At 46.3% G+C, this 18339-nt stretch carries 15 protein-coding genes; 10 read left to right on the top strand and 5 right to left on the bottom strand.

Features of this window, described 5'->3' with window-relative positions; all coding sequences use genetic code 11:
- Nucleotides 1–277: 277 nt before the first annotated feature.
- The 3 genes from DYH48_RS13485 to DYH48_RS13470 form a co-directional block, all read right to left on the bottom strand.
- Complete coding sequence (locus tag DYH48_RS13485) at nt 278–1255, bottom strand: transposase (RefSeq protein WP_115335063.1); 978 nt, start codon at nt 1253–1255, stop codon at nt 278–280.
- 262 nt (nt 1256–1517) lie between these two features.
- Nucleotides 1518–3071, bottom strand: coding sequence for an SIR2 family protein (locus DYH48_RS13480; RefSeq protein ID WP_115335062.1), 1554 nt, complete (start codon nt 3069–3071; stop codon nt 1518–1520).
- A 567-nt stretch (nt 3072–3638) separates the two neighbouring features.
- Nucleotides 3639–4034, bottom strand: coding sequence for a VOC family protein (locus DYH48_RS13470; RefSeq protein ID WP_115335061.1), 396 nt, complete (start codon nt 4032–4034; stop codon nt 3639–3641).
- A gap of 187 nt (nt 4035–4221) precedes the next feature.
- Here DYH48_RS13470 and DYH48_RS13465 point away from each other — a divergent pair, with 187 nt between their 5' ends.
- The 3 genes from DYH48_RS13465 to DYH48_RS13455 all read left to right on the top strand — a co-directional run bounded on the left by DYH48_RS13465 (nt 4222) and on the right by DYH48_RS13455 (nt 7704).
- Nucleotides 4222–4803: a DUF502 domain-containing protein gene (locus tag DYH48_RS13465; RefSeq protein WP_115335059.1), complete on the top strand. Its 582-nt coding sequence runs from the start codon at nt 4222–4224 to the stop codon at nt 4801–4803.
- A 397-nt stretch (nt 4804–5200) separates the two neighbouring features.
- Complete coding sequence (locus tag DYH48_RS13460) at nt 5201–7177, top strand: BCCT family transporter (protein WP_006085322.1); 1977 nt, start codon at nt 5201–5203, stop codon at nt 7175–7177.
- Nucleotides 7178–7341: 164 nt separating this feature from the next.
- The gene (locus tag DYH48_RS13455; RefSeq protein ID WP_006081075.1) at nt 7342–7704 is read left to right on the top strand and encodes a YajD family HNH nuclease; all 363 of its coding nucleotides are present in this window, start codon (nt 7342–7344) and stop codon (nt 7702–7704) included.
- A gap of 56 nt (nt 7705–7760) precedes the next feature.
- Here the strand turns inward: DYH48_RS13455 and DYH48_RS13450 are convergent, their stop codons facing one another.
- The gene (locus DYH48_RS13450) at nt 7761–7994 is read right to left on the bottom strand and encodes a DUF1289 domain-containing protein (protein ID WP_006085323.1); all 234 of its coding nucleotides are present in this window, start codon (nt 7992–7994) and stop codon (nt 7761–7763) included.
- A gap of 164 nt (nt 7995–8158) precedes the next feature.
- Between DYH48_RS13450 and DYH48_RS13445 the strand changes: the two genes are divergently transcribed.
- From DYH48_RS13445 to DYH48_RS13415, 6 genes are all read left to right on the top strand, one after another.
- Nucleotides 8159–9574 carry a methyltransferase gene (locus DYH48_RS13445; RefSeq protein WP_115335057.1) on the top strand — a complete coding sequence of 472 codons (1416 nt, stop codon included), beginning with the start codon at nt 8159–8161 and terminating at the stop codon, nt 9572–9574.
- 253 nt (nt 9575–9827) lie between these two features.
- Entirely contained in the window at nt 9828–10877 is a 1050-nt protein-coding gene (locus DYH48_RS13435; RefSeq protein ID WP_011846420.1) for a 3-oxoacyl-ACP synthase III, read from the top strand.
- Nucleotides 10878–11048: 171 nt separating this feature from the next.
- Nucleotides 11049–11957: an alpha/beta fold hydrolase gene (locus DYH48_RS13430; protein ID WP_115335055.1), complete on the top strand. Its 909-nt coding sequence runs from the start codon at nt 11049–11051 to the stop codon at nt 11955–11957.
- Nucleotides 11957–13831: an olefin beta-lactone synthetase gene (gene oleC / locus DYH48_RS13425; RefSeq protein WP_115335053.1), complete on the top strand. Its 1875-nt coding sequence runs from the start codon at nt 11957–11959 to the stop codon at nt 13829–13831. The genes DYH48_RS13430 and oleC overlap by 1 nt, the downstream gene beginning before the upstream one ends.
- 149 nt (nt 13832–13980) lie before the next feature.
- Nucleotides 13981–15171 (top strand): 2-alkyl-3-oxoalkanoate reductase, encoded by a 1191-nt coding sequence (oleD, locus tag DYH48_RS13420; RefSeq protein ID WP_115335052.1) that lies wholly within the window; start codon nt 13981–13983, stop codon nt 15169–15171.
- A gap of 105 nt (nt 15172–15276) precedes the next feature.
- The gene (locus tag DYH48_RS13415) at nt 15277–15516 is read left to right on the top strand and encodes a DUF3624 domain-containing protein (protein ID WP_115335050.1); all 240 of its coding nucleotides are present in this window, start codon (nt 15277–15279) and stop codon (nt 15514–15516) included.
- 38 nt (nt 15517–15554) lie between these two features.
- Here DYH48_RS13415 and DYH48_RS13410 read toward each other — a convergent pair whose 3' ends face one another.
- Nucleotides 15555–17174, bottom strand: coding sequence for a peptide MFS transporter (locus DYH48_RS13410; protein ID WP_115335048.1), 1620 nt, complete (start codon nt 17172–17174; stop codon nt 15555–15557).
- 544 nt (nt 17175–17718) lie between these two features.
- Here DYH48_RS13410 and DYH48_RS13405 point away from each other — a divergent pair.
- Nucleotides 17719–18291 carry a hypothetical protein gene (locus DYH48_RS13405; RefSeq protein ID WP_115335047.1) on the top strand — a complete coding sequence of 191 codons (573 nt, stop codon included), beginning with the start codon at nt 17719–17721 and terminating at the stop codon, nt 18289–18291.
- Nucleotides 18292–18339: the final 48 nt, after the last annotated feature.

Genomic DNA, 18339 nt, shown 5'->3' with positions numbered 1-18339 from the left:
CGCTGCCACATCCATGTCAATTGGTATAAATGATACTATAAGAATTTGTTTTTTTTTAAATCTGGCCATCCATTTTAGATCAACAACATAATGCACTTTTGGTTTGTCTACAACTTGTACGAGCTAAAATTGCTTAAATGAGAGTCATCAAAAGTTGAAGAGCTGAAGCTGAGGCATAAAAATGAGCTAATTCATTAAAAAATGTTGTATTTAAGACATGCTAACCCACCCAATAAAACAAATGGGCAGTGATTGGTTTGGTTAAGCAGTATTACAGTTAGTTGCTGTGAAAGTGCTGACAGCTTGCCGCAAAGTGCCGTCGTCGCTTTTCTAGATGTTCACAGTAATCAGTGAGTTCTTGCAGCGTACCCACCGGACCATGAAATAGCTTGCCAAATTCAGTGGACAGCTTGAGCCAATTCTCATGGGGGATATTTAATCTTGTCAGTAACTTAGCGCTATTTGCACTTATTGTCCCACGTTTATCATTGCGGATGATTCGGCCTGTATCATCCACTAATTCGAGATAATCCGTTAAGGAAAACGCAATGCCATTGGGCTGGTTCACGCGCTCATTACCGATAAAAGGTAGTAAATTTTTAGGTTGTTCACCTTTTAATGCGGCCCGAATGCGCAGCTGAATACTGGTATGGTCGGATTGTTCTAGCGTATCAGCCAGTTGCGCTCTGATGGGATTTAAATCAACGTAAGCCATGCAGGCTAAAACGGCAGCTTCATCAAGTAAGGCTTGGGATTTAAAGCGTCCTTCCCAAAAACGACCAGTACAGTTATCTTCTTGATTTGCTTGTCTTGCTATCGTTTCATTAAGGCAGCGCATAAACCATGAAATATCGCATAATCGACTGCGATAAATGGCGATTGAATGCCTTAATCTGTTGACCTCATGCGCCTTAACAAGCTCTCCTTGCGCAAATTTTTGCGTTAACTCATCGCCTTTAAACAGCTTATGCCATTGCTCAAGTACTTCGCGGTCAGTCCAACAATTTGCACTGTCGATATCGACCCGCAGCACCACATGCAGATGATTCGACATTACCGCAAAGGCTGCCACATCAATGGCAAAAACGGCTTCAAGTTCAAACAGTAGTGACTCAACCCAACCACGGCGATGGTCATAGTTTTTTCCAGAATAGGCATCATCGCCACACAAAAACGCACGCCGAACAACGCGGCTACAGCAATGGTAATATGGAGTGTCTTCAACACTTATCTGAGTTCTGCGAGGGCGCGGCATACAAACCTCCTTGTTTAATGCTTAACCCAAGCATAGTCGGAGGTTAACAACTGCGCCATTAAGGCTGGGTGTCCAGTTAACCGACTGCGCCATTAAGGCTGGGTGTCCAGTTAACCGTTTTCGTTTTGGGACAAAAGCTTGTTAGATTCTTTACTCAAATCCATTAGTTTCGGATTAAAATTTCTATGTGTTTAACGCCCCACACACCGGAATTTTGGGGGCGGAGCGAGTAAATTTTCCGAGTGTAGTGGCTTGTTAAACGTTACCAGCCCCATTTCAATCGATCATAAAGCGCTGCAAGTTTTCTAAAACTGCTTGCGTAGCTAGAAACTTCGTAGTCAAATTTTTCTTGATTCTCAATTAAAAATTGATGCAGTAATTCGACATCAATTTTTTCTAGACTTAAAAACGGAATATATGCAGCCGCATTTTCAGGTGTACAAGCCTCAAGGATCTCTTCCATATCCATATGCCGATAATTCCGGAAATATGGCTTTGAGTATGAGTTCATTCTCAGTTTTTTAGGATCTCGGAAAACAACCTTATCAAGTTTAAATACTGACTGCTTGTAAGACTTTTCATCGATAATGCCAGTCTGGTGCAAATACTTAAACACAGGAACATTAGGTGTTGACTTGCAAGATCTAGGTGCCACATGTTTTAAAATCTGTTCGGCATCGTATCCTTTATTTTCGTGTAGCAAATCCTCAAAAAGATCGTTTGTGCTAAGGCTTTCGTAACCAACGGGTGATGGCCCGACAAACTCTTGCTGGGCAACACCAACACCTACAAGAAACTCAACATCATCTTTAGACTCTATTTCATCAATATCAACGACACATATTTTTTTCTCTGGTTCAGATGACTGAACCAATTCGTACAATTGCTCCTTACAATACCTAAGAACTCTGGCAGGTATCTTTCTTTTGGTAGAATGAATTGCCTTATAAACGGGAATAAAATCATTAGTTTTGACTAATACAAGCGGAATTTGAATGCCATCAATAGTCAAGTACGTATCGGAAATATTTTGTTCTTCCCCTTCAGCTAGCCGCTGTATAAATATTAGATTCTTCCTAAGTTGTTCAACATTGTCTCTTCCGATACACCCAGAAATCGCTTTAAGCAAACTGCTGATATTCTCATCTGAAATCGAATACCCAATAAAGACTACTGGATGCTCAACAAACAAAGTAATTAACTTTGCAGCTAGATAGGTGTTTTTTAGATTAAAAGATTCATAATCAGTATCCGTCAATACCAATGAGCTGGAACTTGTTGAGCAACCATGAATCTTGTATATCTCACCTATCTCTTGCGGATTGGAAAACAAAAGCTCTTCTTGACCGATGTAAGTTTTATATTCTGGGAACAGTTGCTCGATAAACATATCCCAGTTTGTTGTAATTACACCATCAACGTTTAAGTTTGAAAGCAGCTTTACTTCATCAGAGTATGAAGACTCTTTGGCTTTAGATTGATCTAATGTAGAAAGGTAGCTACATATCTCGATTCTAAGTGCTGATGTTTCATCTGTGACTTTTGATTTAAACCTTTCTACACTTTTTGAATATTCAGGAGCAGACCACCAATATTCATTAAAGTCTTTAGCAAGCAACGCGGCAACTCTTGGGTAACTGCCATTGGCTGATGATAAGTAATATTCGAAAGGTTTTCCTGTCACGCAGAATTTACTAAGTAGCCCTTTCCAGTCCTCTAAGCCCAAATACCTTCTAGAAAACCCAGAACCTAAAAAAAGAAAAGGCCCAGCAGGGCGACTTCGAAAGATATCAACCAATTTATTCTCTATATCCATATTTACCCTCGTTGTTGACTCTTCACCTACAAGACGTTTAACGTCTTAGTATTTATGCGCTGCGTTGTTTGCAGGGCATAAATCGCTTGTTCACTAAATCTCAAATATGGCCGCTGCCACATCCATGTCAATTGGTATAAATGATGCTATAGGAATTTGCTTTTTTGCGGTAGCGGTTTTTTATACAGTTTGATGGGTAATCACTTGATATCGTTTTAGCTTTCTCATTTTTCGCGCTTATTTTGCTGATGAATCGCTATTTAACGACTCAAAACTCCAAGGAATACACCTCCCCTCGGAGTTGCCGCAGGGCGAATAGAGCTCTTGATTTAATAAAGAGTGCGTGAGTCTCGGCATAGATGCTGAACTAGCTTCCGCAGGTGCAGGGACGCATCCTTCGGAAGCGATAGCAAATTTGTCAATGAGCACAAGGGGCTTTCAACTCCGTAGGGGCGTCTTGGAGCATCCAAGGAGGATAGTACGAGCAGTCCTCCTTGGTCGGGTGTGGGGTGAAGCCCCACGACTTTGACTTTAATTAAAAAATTCAAATGAAGTTTTTAACTTAGCTTACCCAGTACAGGCGGGCAGATATTCTGATAACTCAAGCAGGTTGCAATCTGGGTCGCGGATATAGACTGAGTTTATCCGGCCTGTGGCGCCGGTTCGTAGCACTGGGCCTTCAATGATTTCAATCCGAAGAGCGTTTAAATGCGCGATCACTTCTTCTATGTTATGGCTGACTACAAAACACAGATCGGCACTGCCGGGCGTGGCTGCTGCAGCTTTAGGTTCAAATTCGGCGCCAGCTTGGTGCAGATTAATCTTTTGGTCGCCAAAACTTAACGCAATACGCTGATTGCCAAATACCACTTTCTTCATCCCGAGCACGGTTTGATAAAATTCGACGCTGACGGTGATGTCTTTTACGGTTAAGACCAAATGATCTAAGCGGGTTACGCGCATTTTACTTTCCTTAGAATGGCTCAGAGTGGGCTCTGATTTTGAACGCTATCTCTATGCTTGAGACGAATAAGAGTCAGATACCTTACATCATGTGCTGGTGCAAAAGTGACTCTGTGGTAGCATTTGTGGCGTTTTTTTGCGTAAATATTTTGTGCCTACTATATCCCTATGACCGAATGAGAGTGTGATGAAGAAAACCTTAGCCCGCGGCTTAATGAATCTATTACCTATGGCCTTGAGTTTGTGGCTGTTTTGGTCGCTGTTTGTATCGTTAGATGGTTTAGGAATTGTGATTTTAGAGTTGGTAGGGATTAACCAACACTTTGTCGGCGCCGGTTTTATGCTGGTGGTGGCATTAGTTTTTGCGGTGGGCCTGTTGTTTTCAGTCAGCCCGATAGTGTGGCTTTATGGTTGGCTTGAGCGCCAGTTGATGCGTTTCCCACTGTTTAAATCGGTTTATGGCAGTATCCGTGATATTGCCTCTTTGATGAATCGAGATGGCAAGCCGACCAGCCAACAGACAGTTTTAGTGAAGCAGGCTAATGGCAGTTTTGTGGTGGGATTTATCATGACAGATACGCCGCCGCAGCCATTGTTAGATGCGTTGCCTGAGGGCGATTGGGTGCCTGTGTTGTTCCAATTGAGTTACCAAATGGCGGGCGTGACGAGCTTGATCAAACGTGACGATCTAATCATGGTCGACTGGTCGTTTGAAGAGGCGATGCGCTTTAATTTAACCGCTGGCATTTCGCAAACACCGACTAAGTAATCGGATGTTGGTTCAAGCGGTTTAGCGTTTAAAATTAAATTTGATGATTTTTGTGGTATAATTTTTTGGCGACCAATATGGTCGCCATTTTTTGTGCTGAATATTCTAATTATAAATTTGTTTTATGCTAAAGGCATGCTTTGACTGCCTTAGTGGTGTTAACGCTATTTATCCATCAATCATCGGCTGTCAAAGTCGTGTGTTGTTAATCCCGTTTTTCAGATCCTGTCACGTTTAGCCATAGCGAGTCGTTGCATTGATCTGTGGGATTGAGCCCATACTGGTCATAGATGAGCCCCGCAGCATTAAACATATTTTGAGTATAAGTTTTGTTCTATCTCTCCGTTGGTGCGCTGAGATATTTGGAGAGTGAACCCGCTAGAAATAGGGAGAGTCAATGTCGATCAAGTCGAGTATTAATCCGCCGGTATTTTATTCGTCGGTCTTTTTCATCATCTTGATGGTGATGATTTGTGCAGTATGGCCCACAGAGGCTAACACCGTTTTTAGATCAATACAGTCATGGATAGAAGTGAAAGCCGGTTGGCTTTACATTCTGAGCGTGGCGTTTTTCCTGATTTTTATCATCTTTGTCATGGTCAGTCGCTTTGGCGATATCAAACTCGGGCCAGATCATTCTGTGCCGGATTACAGCTATAAAAGCTGGATTGCCATGTTGTTTTCGGCAGGTATGGGTATTGGCCTGATGTTTTTTGGGGTCGCCGAACCTGTAATGCACTATCTGGCGCCGCCAGATGCTACACCTGAGAGTCTCGCCGCCGCAAAAGAGGCGATGAAGATTACTTTCTTCCATTGGGGACTGCATGCTTGGGCGATTTATGCCGTAGTGGCATTGAGTCTGGCCTACTTCTCCTATCGTCATAAGTTACCGCTACTGCCACGAAGTGCCCTTTATCCCTTAATTGGTGAACGCATTTATGGTCCTATTGGCCATATTGTCGATACCTTTGCCGTGCTCGGCACTATGTTTGGGGTGGCGACATCACTGGGCTTTGGTGTGTTGCAGGTTAACTCGGGTCTGAGTTATCTATTTGAAGGTTTACCTAATAACGCTGTAGTGCAAGTGTGCTTGATCATCGGCATTACCTTGCTCGCGACGCTGTCGGTGTTTTCTGGCCTCGACAAAGGCGTCAAACGCTTAAGTGAACTCAATCTTGGCCTCGCGATTATCTTATTGCTTATCGTCTTGATCTTGGGCCCTACTGTCATGCTGTTACAGGCATTTGTGCAGAATACCGGTAGTTACTTAAGTGATTTGGTTGGTAAAACCTTTAACTTGTACGCCTATCAACATAAGGAAGATTGGCTCGGCGGCTGGACCTTGCTCTATTGGGGCTGGTGGATTTCTTGGTCACCTTTTGTTGGTACCTTTATTGCGCGCGTGAGCCGCGGTCGTACCATCCGTGAGTTTTTGATTGGTGTGTTATTTGTACCATCGGCGCTGACCTTCCTGTGGATGACAGTGTTTGGTAACTCGGCGATTGATTCGATTATGAATCAAGGCGCGACCTACCTTGCCGAGGCGGTGAATACCGATGTGTCAGTGGCCTTGTTTGTGTTTTTCGAGCACATGCCGTTCCCGACCTTACTCTCAGGGATTGCGATTTGTTTAGTCGTGACCTTCTTTGTGACCTCGTCGGATTCGGGATCCTTAGTGATTGATAATCTGACCTCGGGCGGCGATAACAATGCGCCCGTATGGCAGAGGATTTTCTGGGCACTGTTGCAAGGGGTTGTGGCCTCGGTATTGTTGTTAGCTGGTGGTTTACAGGCGCTGCAAACGGCGGCTATCGCCAGCGCCATGCCGTTCCTCGTGGTGATGTTATTCATGTGTCTGGGATTATTTAAAGCCCTGAAGAATGACTGGCTTAAGATCAACAGTGTGCAGTTACACAATACCAGTGTGCAGTACGCCAAAACCAACATGAGCTGGGAAGAGCGCATTGGCGTGCTCGTGTCGCATCCCACCCATGAAGAAGCGCAAGTGTTCTTGAACAATGTTGCGACGCCCGCTTTATCTAAGGTGTGTCAACACTTTATGACCAAAGGTATAGTGGCCGATCTCGAATACTTAGATGGCCGCGTACGTTTGGTGATTAGCAACGAGGTGAACTTGCCATTTGTTTACGGAGTACGCACCCGTTGTTTCGAAATCACTAACCCGATAGGGACTGAAATCGAGCAGGGTAATACCTTGTATTACCGCGCCGAAGTGTATTTAGAACAAGGTGGTCAACATTACGATGTGATGGGGTATACCGAAGAGCAAATCCTCGCGGATGTGGTGACTCAGTATGAAAAATACTTACACTACTTGCATCTGTCGAATGCCGATCATGCCCACATAAGCTAAGTAATGTAAGTTAAGCAAGGTAAGCCAGTAACGTAAGTCGGCTTAGCCATTTACGTCTACAAATCGCGCACCATTAACCCGCAAAGTGCGGGAGATATTGCCCCAAGTGATAACTCGGATTATCCTTGGGGCAATTTTTTAGGGTTTGTTTTAGGGATTACACTATGTCGTCAGTGCCAGGCCAGAGTAAGTTAGACAAAGTATTAGCCGATGCGCGGGAGTACAAAGCTAAGCGTGAGGGCGGTTACCGTGAGCAGGCGTTAAAACTCTATCCTTGGGTGTGCGGCCGTTGTACACGCGAGTTTACCCCGAAAAACTTAAGTGAACTGACAGTGCATCATCGCGATCATAACCATGATAACAACCCGTCAGACGGTTCAAACTGGGAGTTATTGTGCCTGTATTGCCACGACAACGAACATTCTCGTTTCGAAGAACTGATCCGTTACGGCAGCACCACAGAAACGAAACAAGCGGCGGCGACCTACAATCCCTTTGCTGACTTGAAATCAATGCTGAAAAAATAGTCTTGCAGTTTTTTAGCAGGATGATATTGCGGAGAAGGTTGCGTTAGCGGACGGGTTTAGTCCTTGTCGGTTAAACGCGCCTCGGCAGCTAACCATTTATCACGGCTTAAAATATGCTGATTTTCACTGCCTTCAAATAAAGCTTTACGGGCGGGGAGTTGCTGACAAATGGCCGCCTGTTGCGCTTCGCTACTCGTGCGCCAACTGACGATTTCATCGATATGTCGAAAGCAGCCCATGCAGTAGTCTTCGTCATTTAAACCGCAGCGTGCGACGCAAGGTGAAAGCATAGGTGTCCTTTGGAGCCTTATGGTTAGTTAACCGAGTCTTCTCAGTTAACGATATGGTTGAGTGTTTAAAGGCCGCGATACTAACATTTTTTCGCATAAAGTCATCTTTAGGGCGCATTCCCTTGGCCTAAGGTGAGACAAGTATTTTTTACACTGGGCATGACGTGAACCAAGATAATCTGCAGCAACAACTCACTTACTCACAGAAATTTAGCGAACTTAATCAGTTGCTTGAACAGAGTGCAGCCCTGTGGCAAGTGCGTGCATTTGAAGTGAACGCTTTACCTTGGGCACAGGATTTTCCGCAGTTGGCCGAAGCTGTGTGGGCGCTGGCTGACGATGAGCTTGATGGACTCGACGCCGAGCAATCTTTGCTGGTCAAGGCATTGTCACCGGCATTAAGCCACGATCTTAGGGCATTAGGCCAAGATTGGGACTTGTCATTGCTCACCGCATCCATTGCCGAACGCACGGTTTTTAATGATAAGACAGTTAATGATAAGGCTGGCGTGGCTGAACCGTCGCTTGCGGATAACACCGCAGCGCAGCAAGGCGGCTTGTCCTTTGACGATGAAGCGCATTTCAGTGCACACATCAAAGGTCGTAAGTGGCAGCAAATTACCGCCTTTGTGCAGCATTTACCCCAGCTTAATTTACCTGTGCTGGAATGGTGTGCGGGTAAAGGGCATTTGGGCCGCTTGATTGCTAAAGCCCGCGGCGCCGAAGTGGTGAGCTTAGAATGGCAAGCGCCATTATGTGAAGCAGGGCAGGCCTTTGCCGATAAGTGGCAGTTGTCACAAACCTTTATTTGCGCCGATGCCTTTGCTATTGGTGCAGAACATGCCGCGACAAACACATCCATAACCACATCCATAACGACAGTTGAAGCACCAGCTGAACACGCCGCAAAAGCCAATCCGTTAACAACGAATCCCTTAACCGCACGGCAGCAAGCGGTTGCATTGCATGCCTGCGGTGATTTACATGTTCGGCTGTTAACGCTGGCGGCCGAGGCGGGCACGCAGGCGCTGGCGATTTCCCCCTGTTGTTATCATTTAATTCACGCGAGCCATTATCAGCCGTTATCCAATCTTGCTCAGCAGAGCAGTCTAAAACTCAGTCGCCATGATTTACAGTTACCGCTGCAGCAGAGTGTGATCGCCAATCCCAAACAACAGGCGCTGCGCCATCAAGAAATCGCATGGCGCTTAGGCTTTGATGCACTGCAACGTGAATGTCGACAAATCGACGAATATTTACCTTTGCCCTCGTTAAAGCAGAGTCAGTTGAGCGGCAGTTTTACTGATTTTTGCCTGTGGGCGGCCGAGACTAAGGCGGTTAATTTAGCCAAAAACAAGGATTTTGAGGCTTGGCTTGAGATAGGGCGACAAAGACAACAATTAACTCGCCGTATCGATTTAGTGGCGCATTTATTTCGCACTGTACTCGAGCAATGGTTAATCTTAGATCGCGCTTGTTTTTTGCAGGAACAAGGATATGGTGTTTGCGTGGGTGAATTTTGTGCAAACAGCGTCACACCAAGAAATTCGCTGATTTTAGCGCAAAAAATGTCAGTATAATTTTGAGTGTCTGAAAATATGCTGTACTGTGATGTTTTTTATGAAGTATTTCTATATTAGCGCATTTAAGTTTAGTGATAGTGAATTCAGGGCCGTCGTGTTTGGAACCTGCGCTGTGAGACAAGTCTTACACTGAAGATGGTTTTTTATTGAATCATCGGGCTTTTCTTGTTCAAATGTCGCATTAATGACGAATAACAACTGAAAGCTGACCTGTTGGTCAGTCATTCTAGTGAGCGAATAAAACAGTTTCATGAAATATTCCCGCGTATTTATTAATAGCCTGGCCTATGAACTGGCGCCTGTTGTGGTTTCCAGTAGTGAGCTAGAGTCTCGTCTTGCTCCTTTGTATCAAAAGTTCCGTATTCCAATGGGACAGCTTGCCGCATTGACTGGGATTACTGAACGCCGCTGGTGGCCAAAAGGACATCAATTGTCCGACGGTGCGATTAAAGCTGCCCGTAAAGCCATGGTTGAAACTGGGATTGATGTCGCCGATTTAGGTGCTGTTGTCTATACCGGCGTGTGCCGCGATCAACATGAGCCCGCGACTGCGTGTCGTGTTGCTGCCGAATTGGGCGTGTCAAAAGACACTGCCATTTACGACATTAGCAACGCTTGTCTTGGGGTGTTATCGGGTATTTTAGATATCGCTAACCGTATTGAGTTGGGGCAAATCAAGGCGGGGATGGTGGTGTCCTGTGAATCGGCGCGGGATATTGTCGATGTCACTATTGATAACATGCTGGCCGATCCTACTATGCAGAATTTTGCCCAGTCGCTGGCGACCTTAACTGGTGGCTCTGGCGCAGTGGCGGTTATCCTTACCGACGGCAGTTTGCCGCTGACAAATGTGCGCCAGCATCAATTGCTGGGTGCATCGCACTTATCGGCGCCTGAGCACCACCAGTTGTGTCAATGGGGTCTGCAGGAAGTGGGGCACAATCTGTATCGCGAGTTTATGCGTACCGATGCGGTGACGCTTCTCAAAGAAGGCGTTGAGCTGGCTAAGCATACTTGGGAACATTTCCTTGAGCAGCGTAATTGGCTGGTTGAGCAAGTGGACAAAGTGATTTGCCATCAAGTGGGCGCCTCAAACCGTAAGCAAGTGCTTAGCGCGTTAAATATTCCCCCCGAGAAAGAATTTCCAACGTATCAGCTGCTGGGCAATATGGGCACAGTGTCGTTACCTGTGACCGCCGCCATGGCGCACGATCAAGGCTTTTTACAAGCGGGCGATCAAGTGAGCTTTTTAGGCATAGGCAGTGGATTGAATTGCATGATGTTAGGCATTAAGTGGTAGGGTGCAGTGCACCTTTTCACGCCTTCGCTTGATGGCTGGAATGCATTCTAGTTAGCCAGGCAAGTCGATGATTCAGTTGAACGCTCAGTCTGTCGTTCCGTCGATAAGCCAAGCCAGCTATACACAAATCGTTATTCGCTCTCATAAATAGAACAAAAGATAGGAAGCGTCATGTTAGACACTCTGTTGCCTTTTAAACGTCATTTTCTTAGCCGTAATGGCAACAAGCTGCATTATATCAACGAGGGCCAAGGCGAACCTGTGGTGATGGTTCACGGTAATCCTAGCTGGTCGTTTTACTACCGCAATCTCGTTAGTGCCTTAAAAGACACGCATCAATGCATAGTGCCGGATCATATCGGTTGTGGTCTGTCGGATAAGCCAGACGATAGCGGCTATGACTATACCCTTAAGAACCGCATCGACGATCTCGAAGCCCTGCTCGATAGCCTGAATGTGAAAGAAAACATTACTTTAGTCGTACACGACTGGGGCGGCATGATAGGTATGGGTTATGCGACGCGTTATCCTGAGCGCATTAAACGCCTAGTGATTTTGAACACGGGCGCTTTCCATTTGCCCGAGACTAAGCCGTTTCCTTGGCCGCTGTGGATCTGTCGTAATACCCTGCTAGGCACAGTGCTGGTGCGTGGTTTTAATGCCTTTTCGTCTATCGCCTCATATGTGGGCGTGAAGCGTCAGCCTATGTCCAAATACATTCGTGAGGCGTATGTCGCGCCATTTAACTCTTGGGCCAATCGCATTTCGACGCTGCGTTTTGTGCAGGATATTCCGCTGCGTGAAGGCGATAGAAACTATCAGTTAGTCTCTGATATCGCTGCGAGTTTACCGCAGTTTGCCAAAGTGCCGACTTTGATTTGCTGGGGCCTGAAGGACTTTGTATTCGATAAGCACTTTTTAGCAAAATGGCGTCAGCATATGCCCCATGCGACCGTGCATGAGTTTGCCGATTGTGGTCACTACATTCTGGAAGATGCCAGCGATGAAGTGATTGCCTATATCAAAGGCTTTATGGCCGACGACCAAGCAGCTGCGCAGTCCGAACAGGCCGTAGGTTAATGTCGACCTTGCTTGAGACTGAAGTGACTCCTTTGTTGGCTGCTGTAGTGACGCCGTTGGAAAAGTCACTTTTAACGGGCACTTCTGCGTCAGTATTGACCAGTGACGCCAATATTTGTCGTCATCTCAAGCAAGCCGCCCATGCCATTCCCCATCATCTTGCGGTAGCAGTACAAAGCGCTCAGGGCGCTTCTGTGGCGAATTTGCGTTACAGCGAGTTGGACTTTCTCAATCTAGATAGACAAAGCGATGCGATAGCCTTTGCGCTAAACGCCCATGGTATTGAGCGCGGCATGAAAGCTGTGCTTATGGTCACGCCGAGTCTGGATTTTTTTGCACTTACTTTTGCGCTGTTTAAAGCGGGGGTTATTCCTATTTTAGTTGATCCCGGCATGGGGATTAACAATCTTAAGCAGTGTTTTGCTGAAGCCGCACCCGATGCCTTTATCGGTATTCCTAAAGCCCATATCGCCAGACGGTTATTTGGTTGGGGTAAGGGCAGCATTAAGTCATTGCTCAATGTTGATGGCGGCAAAACAGGCTTAGCTGCACGATTAATGCGCATCGCTACTGGCGCCATCAGTTTATCGACTCTGCTGCAAAACAGCTCTTCACGAAACGCCTCGGCTCAACATACCCAAGCCCAACATGCTGAATACCCCATGGTGATGCTCAAATCTGATGAGATGGCGGCCATTTTATTCACCAGTGGCAGTACCGGCACGCCTAAGGGCGTAGTGTATAGCCATGGGATGTTTGAGGCGCAAATTCAAGCGTTAAAAAACGATTATGGCATTTGCCATGGAGAGCGCGATTTAGCGACGTTTCCGCTGTTTTCACTCTTTGGCCCCGCGCTTGGTATGGCGTCGATCGTTCCAGAAATGGATGCCAGCAAACCCATTACCGCCAATCCCGAATTCCTGTTTGCCGCGATTGAGAAATATCAATGCAGCAACATCTTTGTTAATCCCGCCTTGCTGGAACGTTTAGGCCGCGCAGGTGAACAAAAACAGCATAAATTGCCCAGTGTACAGCGGGTTATCTCCGCAGGTGCGCCAGCCACCATTGCCTCCATCGCCCGATTTAGCAAGATGTTGAGCCAAGGTGTGCCGATTTTAAATTCCTACGGTGCGACCGAATCTTTACCGATCAGCATGATTGCCAGCGATGCGTTATTTGCCACCACAGACATCACAGATAACGGCGGCGGCATTTGTGTCGGCGGCGCTATCGATGGCGTGACGATTCGCATCATCGGCATCAGCGAAGCCGTTATCCCCGAGTGGGATGAGGCCTTAGTGCTGAATAACGGTGAAATCGGCGAAATCGTGGTGCAAGGGCCTATGGTGAGTCAGTCCTATTATCTAAATAATAGTCAGCACGATAGCCAAAACGAAAGTCAAGGCCATAGCGCGACTGCGGCGGCCAAGATGTGGGACTCAGCCACTAATAGCGTTAGGCATCGCATGGGCGATCTGGGGTATCTCGATGATCAAGGCCGACTGTGGATGTGCGGTCGCAAGGCCCACAGAGTCGATGCCACCCGTAAAGGCCAGTTGGTAAAGCGTTATTATTCTATTCCCTGCGAGCGCATTTTTAATACCCATCCCAATGTGAAGCGCTCTGCCTTAGTTGGTGTGAAAGTGGCGAACGAGATAGAGCCTTTGATCTGTATCGAACTCGACCAATCATTGGTGTGCAATAAGAGCCAACAGCTGTATCAAGATTTGATTACCATCGCAGAGCAATTTGCCCAGACGCAGGGCATAAGACGTTTTCTTATTCATCCTGATTTTCCTGTGGATGTGCGGCATAATGCCAAGATTTTTAGAGAAAAATTAGCCGTTTGGGCACAATCGCAAACGAAAGGTTGATTTAAAACTCCGCGGCTTTTTTCCTGCATTTTTTACGTTATATTCTGTGTTCATTTGAACAAACTCGCTTATTTTTAAGCCCTTGTGCTTATTTTAAACTTCTTACACCGACTTTAAGTTCATGTAAATGTGCTGAAATGGATACCTAAATGACGATAAACCCAATCAAGAGCACGACGCTTGCGCAATTTGATGCGGCTGAACAAACTGCACTCGCGCAGCTCGCCCTTAAGGTGCAACACGCCTTTGTGACGGGAGCGGGGGGATTTTTAGGTAAAGCGATTTGTTTGAGATTGTTAGCCGCGGGCATTAAGGTCACAGGTTTTGCCCGTGGGCATTATCCCGAACTTGAAGCGCTGGGCGTAGTCATGTTGCAAGGGGATTTAGTCAATAAAGACCAGTTGCAACAGTCGATGCAAGGCTGCGATATCGTGTTCCATGTGGCGTCTAAAGCTGGCGTTTGGGGCGATAGAGACAGTTATTTTTGCCCGAATGTGAAGGGCGCCGCAAATGTGATTGCTGCTTGTAAGACATTAAAAATAAATAAGTTAGTCTACACCAGTACCCCGAGTGTGACCTTTGCTGGGCAGGATGAATCCGGTATAGATGAATCCACTCCCTATGCCACATCCTTCCTTAATTATTACGCCCATTCCAAAGCCATCGCCGAAAAGATGATGCTTGATGCCAATCAAGTGGGTGACGTATCGGTTGAAAATACCGCTGTAACTCAAGCAACTCAAGCCACTATTTCAGGCATTAATTCAGCTAGCACTCAAGTCTCTATTCCGGTCACGACTCAAGCCACTGCACTCTATGCGTTAAAAACTGTCGCGCTCAGGCCACATTTGATCTGGGGTCCTGGTGATCCCCATCTTGTACCTCGAGTACTGGCGCGCGGCCGTTTAGATAAGCTTAAACTAGTTGGCCGTGAAGATAAGCTGGTCGATACCATCTACATAGACAACGCCGCCTATGCCCATGTGCTGGCCGCGCTTGAACTGTGCCAAGCAAAGCCTAAGTGCCAGGGGAAAGCTTATTTTTTGAGTAACGATGAACCCATCACTATGGCAAAAATGCTCAATCTGATTCTGGCCTGCGATGCTTTGCCGCCAGTTACTAAGCGTGTGCCGCAATCTGTGGCCTATGTGGCAGGCGCAGTGTTGGAAACTGTGTATTTTCTGCTAAAGAAGCAAGAAGAGCCCATGATGACGCGCTTCGTGGCAAGGCAGTTATCCTGCAGCCATTATTTTGATATCAGCGCAGCCAAGCGAGATTTAGGCTATCGTGCACTTATCTCTATCAATGAAGGGATGGCAAGACTTAAAGCGTCACTCTAGTGTTATTAGGCGTGAGTTTCGGAGTGTGCTTGATATTCAATATGCATGCTCTTATTTGCACTCTTATTGGCACTATTATTGTGGGCATAGTTTAGCTGGGGACTTATGAGTTGCGATGATTGTAAAACGGAGATTTTCAGGCAAAAAATTGGTCGTTGCAAACGTTGTATGTGGCAGCTTACAGCTTTGTCGGCTATCGGTTGGCCGCTGTGGTGGTGGCTTTATTATGACGCGCCGCGGGAGGTTAACTCGATTGCCTTACTGTTTTTCTGCACCGCTTTTACGGGGTTATTGGCTTTACATCTTATTGTCTTGGCTTACCGTCGCCTCAGAGGGCGAGAGTAAGCCAAGTTTCCTTTCCTTTTAAATTCTTGGGCTTAGACTTAACTTGTCGCTGTTTTTTCGTGCATCATTTTCTTCATTAATGGCGCAAGGGCAAAGAAGACTAACGCCATTACCACGCCAATTTGCGCCGAGAAGATAAACAGTTGCTCGTATAGCGCCATCGCACTCGGTACGTCACTTATCACGCCGCCTTGGGTATCAATCGCGGCGAGTTTGTTTAATTCGGCGGCTAAGATTTCAGAGTATGAAGTGCCGAGAAACCAAGCGCCCATCATCAGACTGACCACGCGTTTTACCGACAGCTGAGTTACCGCAGATAAGCCTATGGGTGACAGCAATAACTCGCCGATTTCTAATACAAAATAAGCCGCGACTAAAAACCAAATACTCACTAAGCCACTGCTTAGCGGCATTTGGATCCCGAGTGCTAGCACCATAAAGGATAAACCTGCGAACAAAATGCCGAGTGCGGTTTTAACCGGTTTACTCGGATCGCAATTTTTACGGGCGAGGGCAGGCCAGAGCCAAGCGAAGATGGGCGATAAACTGATCACAAAGAAGGCGCCGAGGAAGGTTAACTGTCCCGCGCTCCATTCGAGGCCGAGCATGTTGCGGTCCATCACGCGGTCCGAAAATGCTACCCAAGAACCGTAGGTTTGCTCATATAAGCCGAAGAAGACCAAACCTGCGACGATGAACAGCAGTAAGGCCGACATCTGTTGACGTTCAATCGGGTTGCAGTGTTTCACCATAAACCAGCCAATCCCGAGGGCGAGCACCAGAGATACTGAGTGCAAGAACCAGATCACTGGACTCACAGCGGGTAATAAACTGCTAATAGAAAGCACAAGGGAGTGGGTTTGAATTAAGCCCCAGACCAGCACTACGCTGCCGATGGCGCTTAAATAAATCCATTGCTCTGTGGTGATGCCAGCGGTTTTCTTTAAAATTCTTGCGGGATCTCTGGGTTCGGCAAAACCTTGCAGGTGTTTCTTACCCCGAATAAACACCAACAACCCCCCTAACATGCCTAAACCTGCCAAACCAAAGCCGTACTTCCAGCCATAGGTTTCACCTAAATAAGCACAAATCAACGGTGCTAAGGTGGCGCCTAAATTGATGCCAGCGTAGAAAATGGTAAAGCCTGAATCCCGCTTTGGAGATGACTCGGGATACAGCTGACCGACTATGGTGGAAATGTTAGGTTTTAAAAAGCCCACACCGACAATGATCAAGGCGAGGGATAGATAGAACACCTGCAGTGCTTGTTCATCGCGCTGAACTTCACCGGCGACGATAACCGCTTGATGGCCTTCAAAGGCCATGCCTAAGTGGCCGAGGACCAACAAAATACCACCGAAGATCACCGCTTTACGCATGCCGATATAGCGGTCGGCCAATAAACCACCGACCACGGGCATGGCGTACACTAAGGCACCGTAAGCACCAATGACGTTATAGCCAAATTCGTCGGTAAACAGATGATATTTAATCAGATAAAGAAACAGTAATGCCTTCATGCCGTAGAAGGAAAAGCGTTCCCACATTTCGGTAAAAAAGCAGACAAACAAGCCCTTAGGATGCCCAAAGAGCATTTCGGGCGGGGGCGAACCCAGTGGGCCTTGCATAGCATGTGGAGGATGTTGTTCTGTTGACACTTAAGACTCCCATTGCTGGCGCTTCATGCACCGAGCATCGATTAATTCATTTTATCGTAATGAATTTTATTAATTATTTTTCATTATTAGTGGTTATTGCAGCCTTGTTGATTGCTAAAAGACGCCGCAGTAGCTGCAGTTAATCACACTCGGATGCTATGGAACAGCCAAGGGGCTTGAAACTGATGAATATTTTGCTTAATTCACCATTTTGCCGTTCTTTGAAACTGTGGTTAACCTGCTTCTGAGTCAGACTGAGTGGCTAAATTAATTCATTTTCAGTTAATCAATGAGTGCTAAATAGTGGCCAGAATTCGACTGAGTTAGTTTTTAAAGATGGCTTTAGGGCTTTGATTCTGTGCCGATTTGATGTTTAAGGCGTCGTTTAGCGAGCCGCTTAAGGTATTGCTAAAGATTTTGTTTAGCTCTTGTTTATCCCTTGTTTTAAGCGCGTGCTTGATATCGATTCTGTGCTGTTGAAGATACCTCCACAACATGAGAACTTAGCGCCAGCGGCTTTGTACTTTTATAAAGGGATATTTTCATGGGATTTTCTATTAGTGCCATTAGTGCTGTTAGTGTAATGAGTGCGGTTCGCCAGAATGTGAAGGCTTTTACCTTGTTAGCCGTGCTCACCAGTGCTAGTGGCTTTGTTTGGACACAAGGCGCCTATGCTGATACTGCCAGTTTAGTAGTGATGAATGCTGAAACAGTGAGCACTGAAGCGAGTGTCGATACGGCCACTGGATCAGCAGCGCAAGTTCTTGCGTTAGTGGGAAGTTGGCAACTAGTCTCAGGTCGTTATTTAAATGAAAAGCACGAATGGGTGGATTATCAGATCCTCAATTTGAGTGCAATTAAAGTGATATCAGCGCGGCACTTTAGTTTTACCACCATGAAGAATGTGGACGGTGTCAGCCAGTTCTGGGCGGCGGGATCTGGGACTTATCAGGCAACGGCGACTGAGTATACAGAGCAGCCAGAGCTGAACTCTTTTAGTGCAGCTAAAGGTGCGGAGTTTGTGTTTAGTTATGCCATTAAGGGTCAAGAGTTACATACTCAAAGAGTTGAAAATGGTGAGTTAAAAGAAGTCGAAGTTTGGCAGCGACTCGACTAGAAATAGTAAAACAACCGTTTGCTAGCGTTAGGACGTTATTACGCCCGA

The sequence above is a fragment of the Shewanella baltica genome, assembly GCF_900456975.1.
In the GTDB taxonomy this organism is placed as follows: domain Bacteria; phylum Pseudomonadota; class Gammaproteobacteria; order Enterobacterales; family Shewanellaceae; genus Shewanella; species Shewanella baltica.
The sequence above is the reverse complement of the archived record's forward strand: the minus strand, read 5'-3'. Positions and strand labels throughout refer to the sequence as shown.

Coding starts and splice junctions, on each gene's coding strand:
- DYH48_RS13485 (WP_115335063.1), bottom strand. CDS start 1,255: ATGCCGCGCCCTCGCAGAACTCAGATAAGTGTTGAAGACACTCCATAT.
- DYH48_RS13480 (WP_115335062.1), bottom strand. CDS start 3,071: ATGGATATAGAGAATAAATTGGTTGATATCTTTCGAAGTCGCCCTGCT.
- DYH48_RS13470 (WP_115335061.1), bottom strand. CDS start 4,034: ATGCGCGTAACCCGCTTAGATCATTTGGTCTTAACCGTAAAAGACATC.
- DYH48_RS13465 (WP_115335059.1), top strand. CDS start 4,222: ATGAAGAAAACCTTAGCCCGCGGCTTAATGAATCTATTACCTATGGCC.
- DYH48_RS13460 (WP_006085322.1), top strand. CDS start 5,201: ATGTCGATCAAGTCGAGTATTAATCCGCCGGTATTTTATTCGTCGGTC.
- DYH48_RS13455 (WP_006081075.1), top strand. CDS start 7,342: ATGTCGTCAGTGCCAGGCCAGAGTAAGTTAGACAAAGTATTAGCCGAT.
- DYH48_RS13450 (WP_006085323.1), bottom strand. CDS start 7,994: ATGCTTTCACCTTGCGTCGCACGCTGCGGTTTAAATGACGAAGACTAC.
- DYH48_RS13435 (WP_011846420.1), top strand. CDS start 9,828: ATGAAATATTCCCGCGTATTTATTAATAGCCTGGCCTATGAACTGGCG.
- DYH48_RS13430 (WP_115335055.1), top strand. CDS start 11,049: ATGTTAGACACTCTGTTGCCTTTTAAACGTCATTTTCTTAGCCGTAAT.
- oleC (WP_115335053.1), top strand. CDS start 11,957: ATGTCGACCTTGCTTGAGACTGAAGTGACTCCTTTGTTGGCTGCTGTA.
- oleD (WP_115335052.1), top strand. CDS start 13,981: ATGACGATAAACCCAATCAAGAGCACGACGCTTGCGCAATTTGATGCG.
- DYH48_RS13415 (WP_115335050.1), top strand. CDS start 15,277: ATGAGTTGCGATGATTGTAAAACGGAGATTTTCAGGCAAAAAATTGGT.
- DYH48_RS13405 (WP_115335047.1), top strand. CDS start 17,719: ATGGGATTTTCTATTAGTGCCATTAGTGCTGTTAGTGTAATGAGTGCG.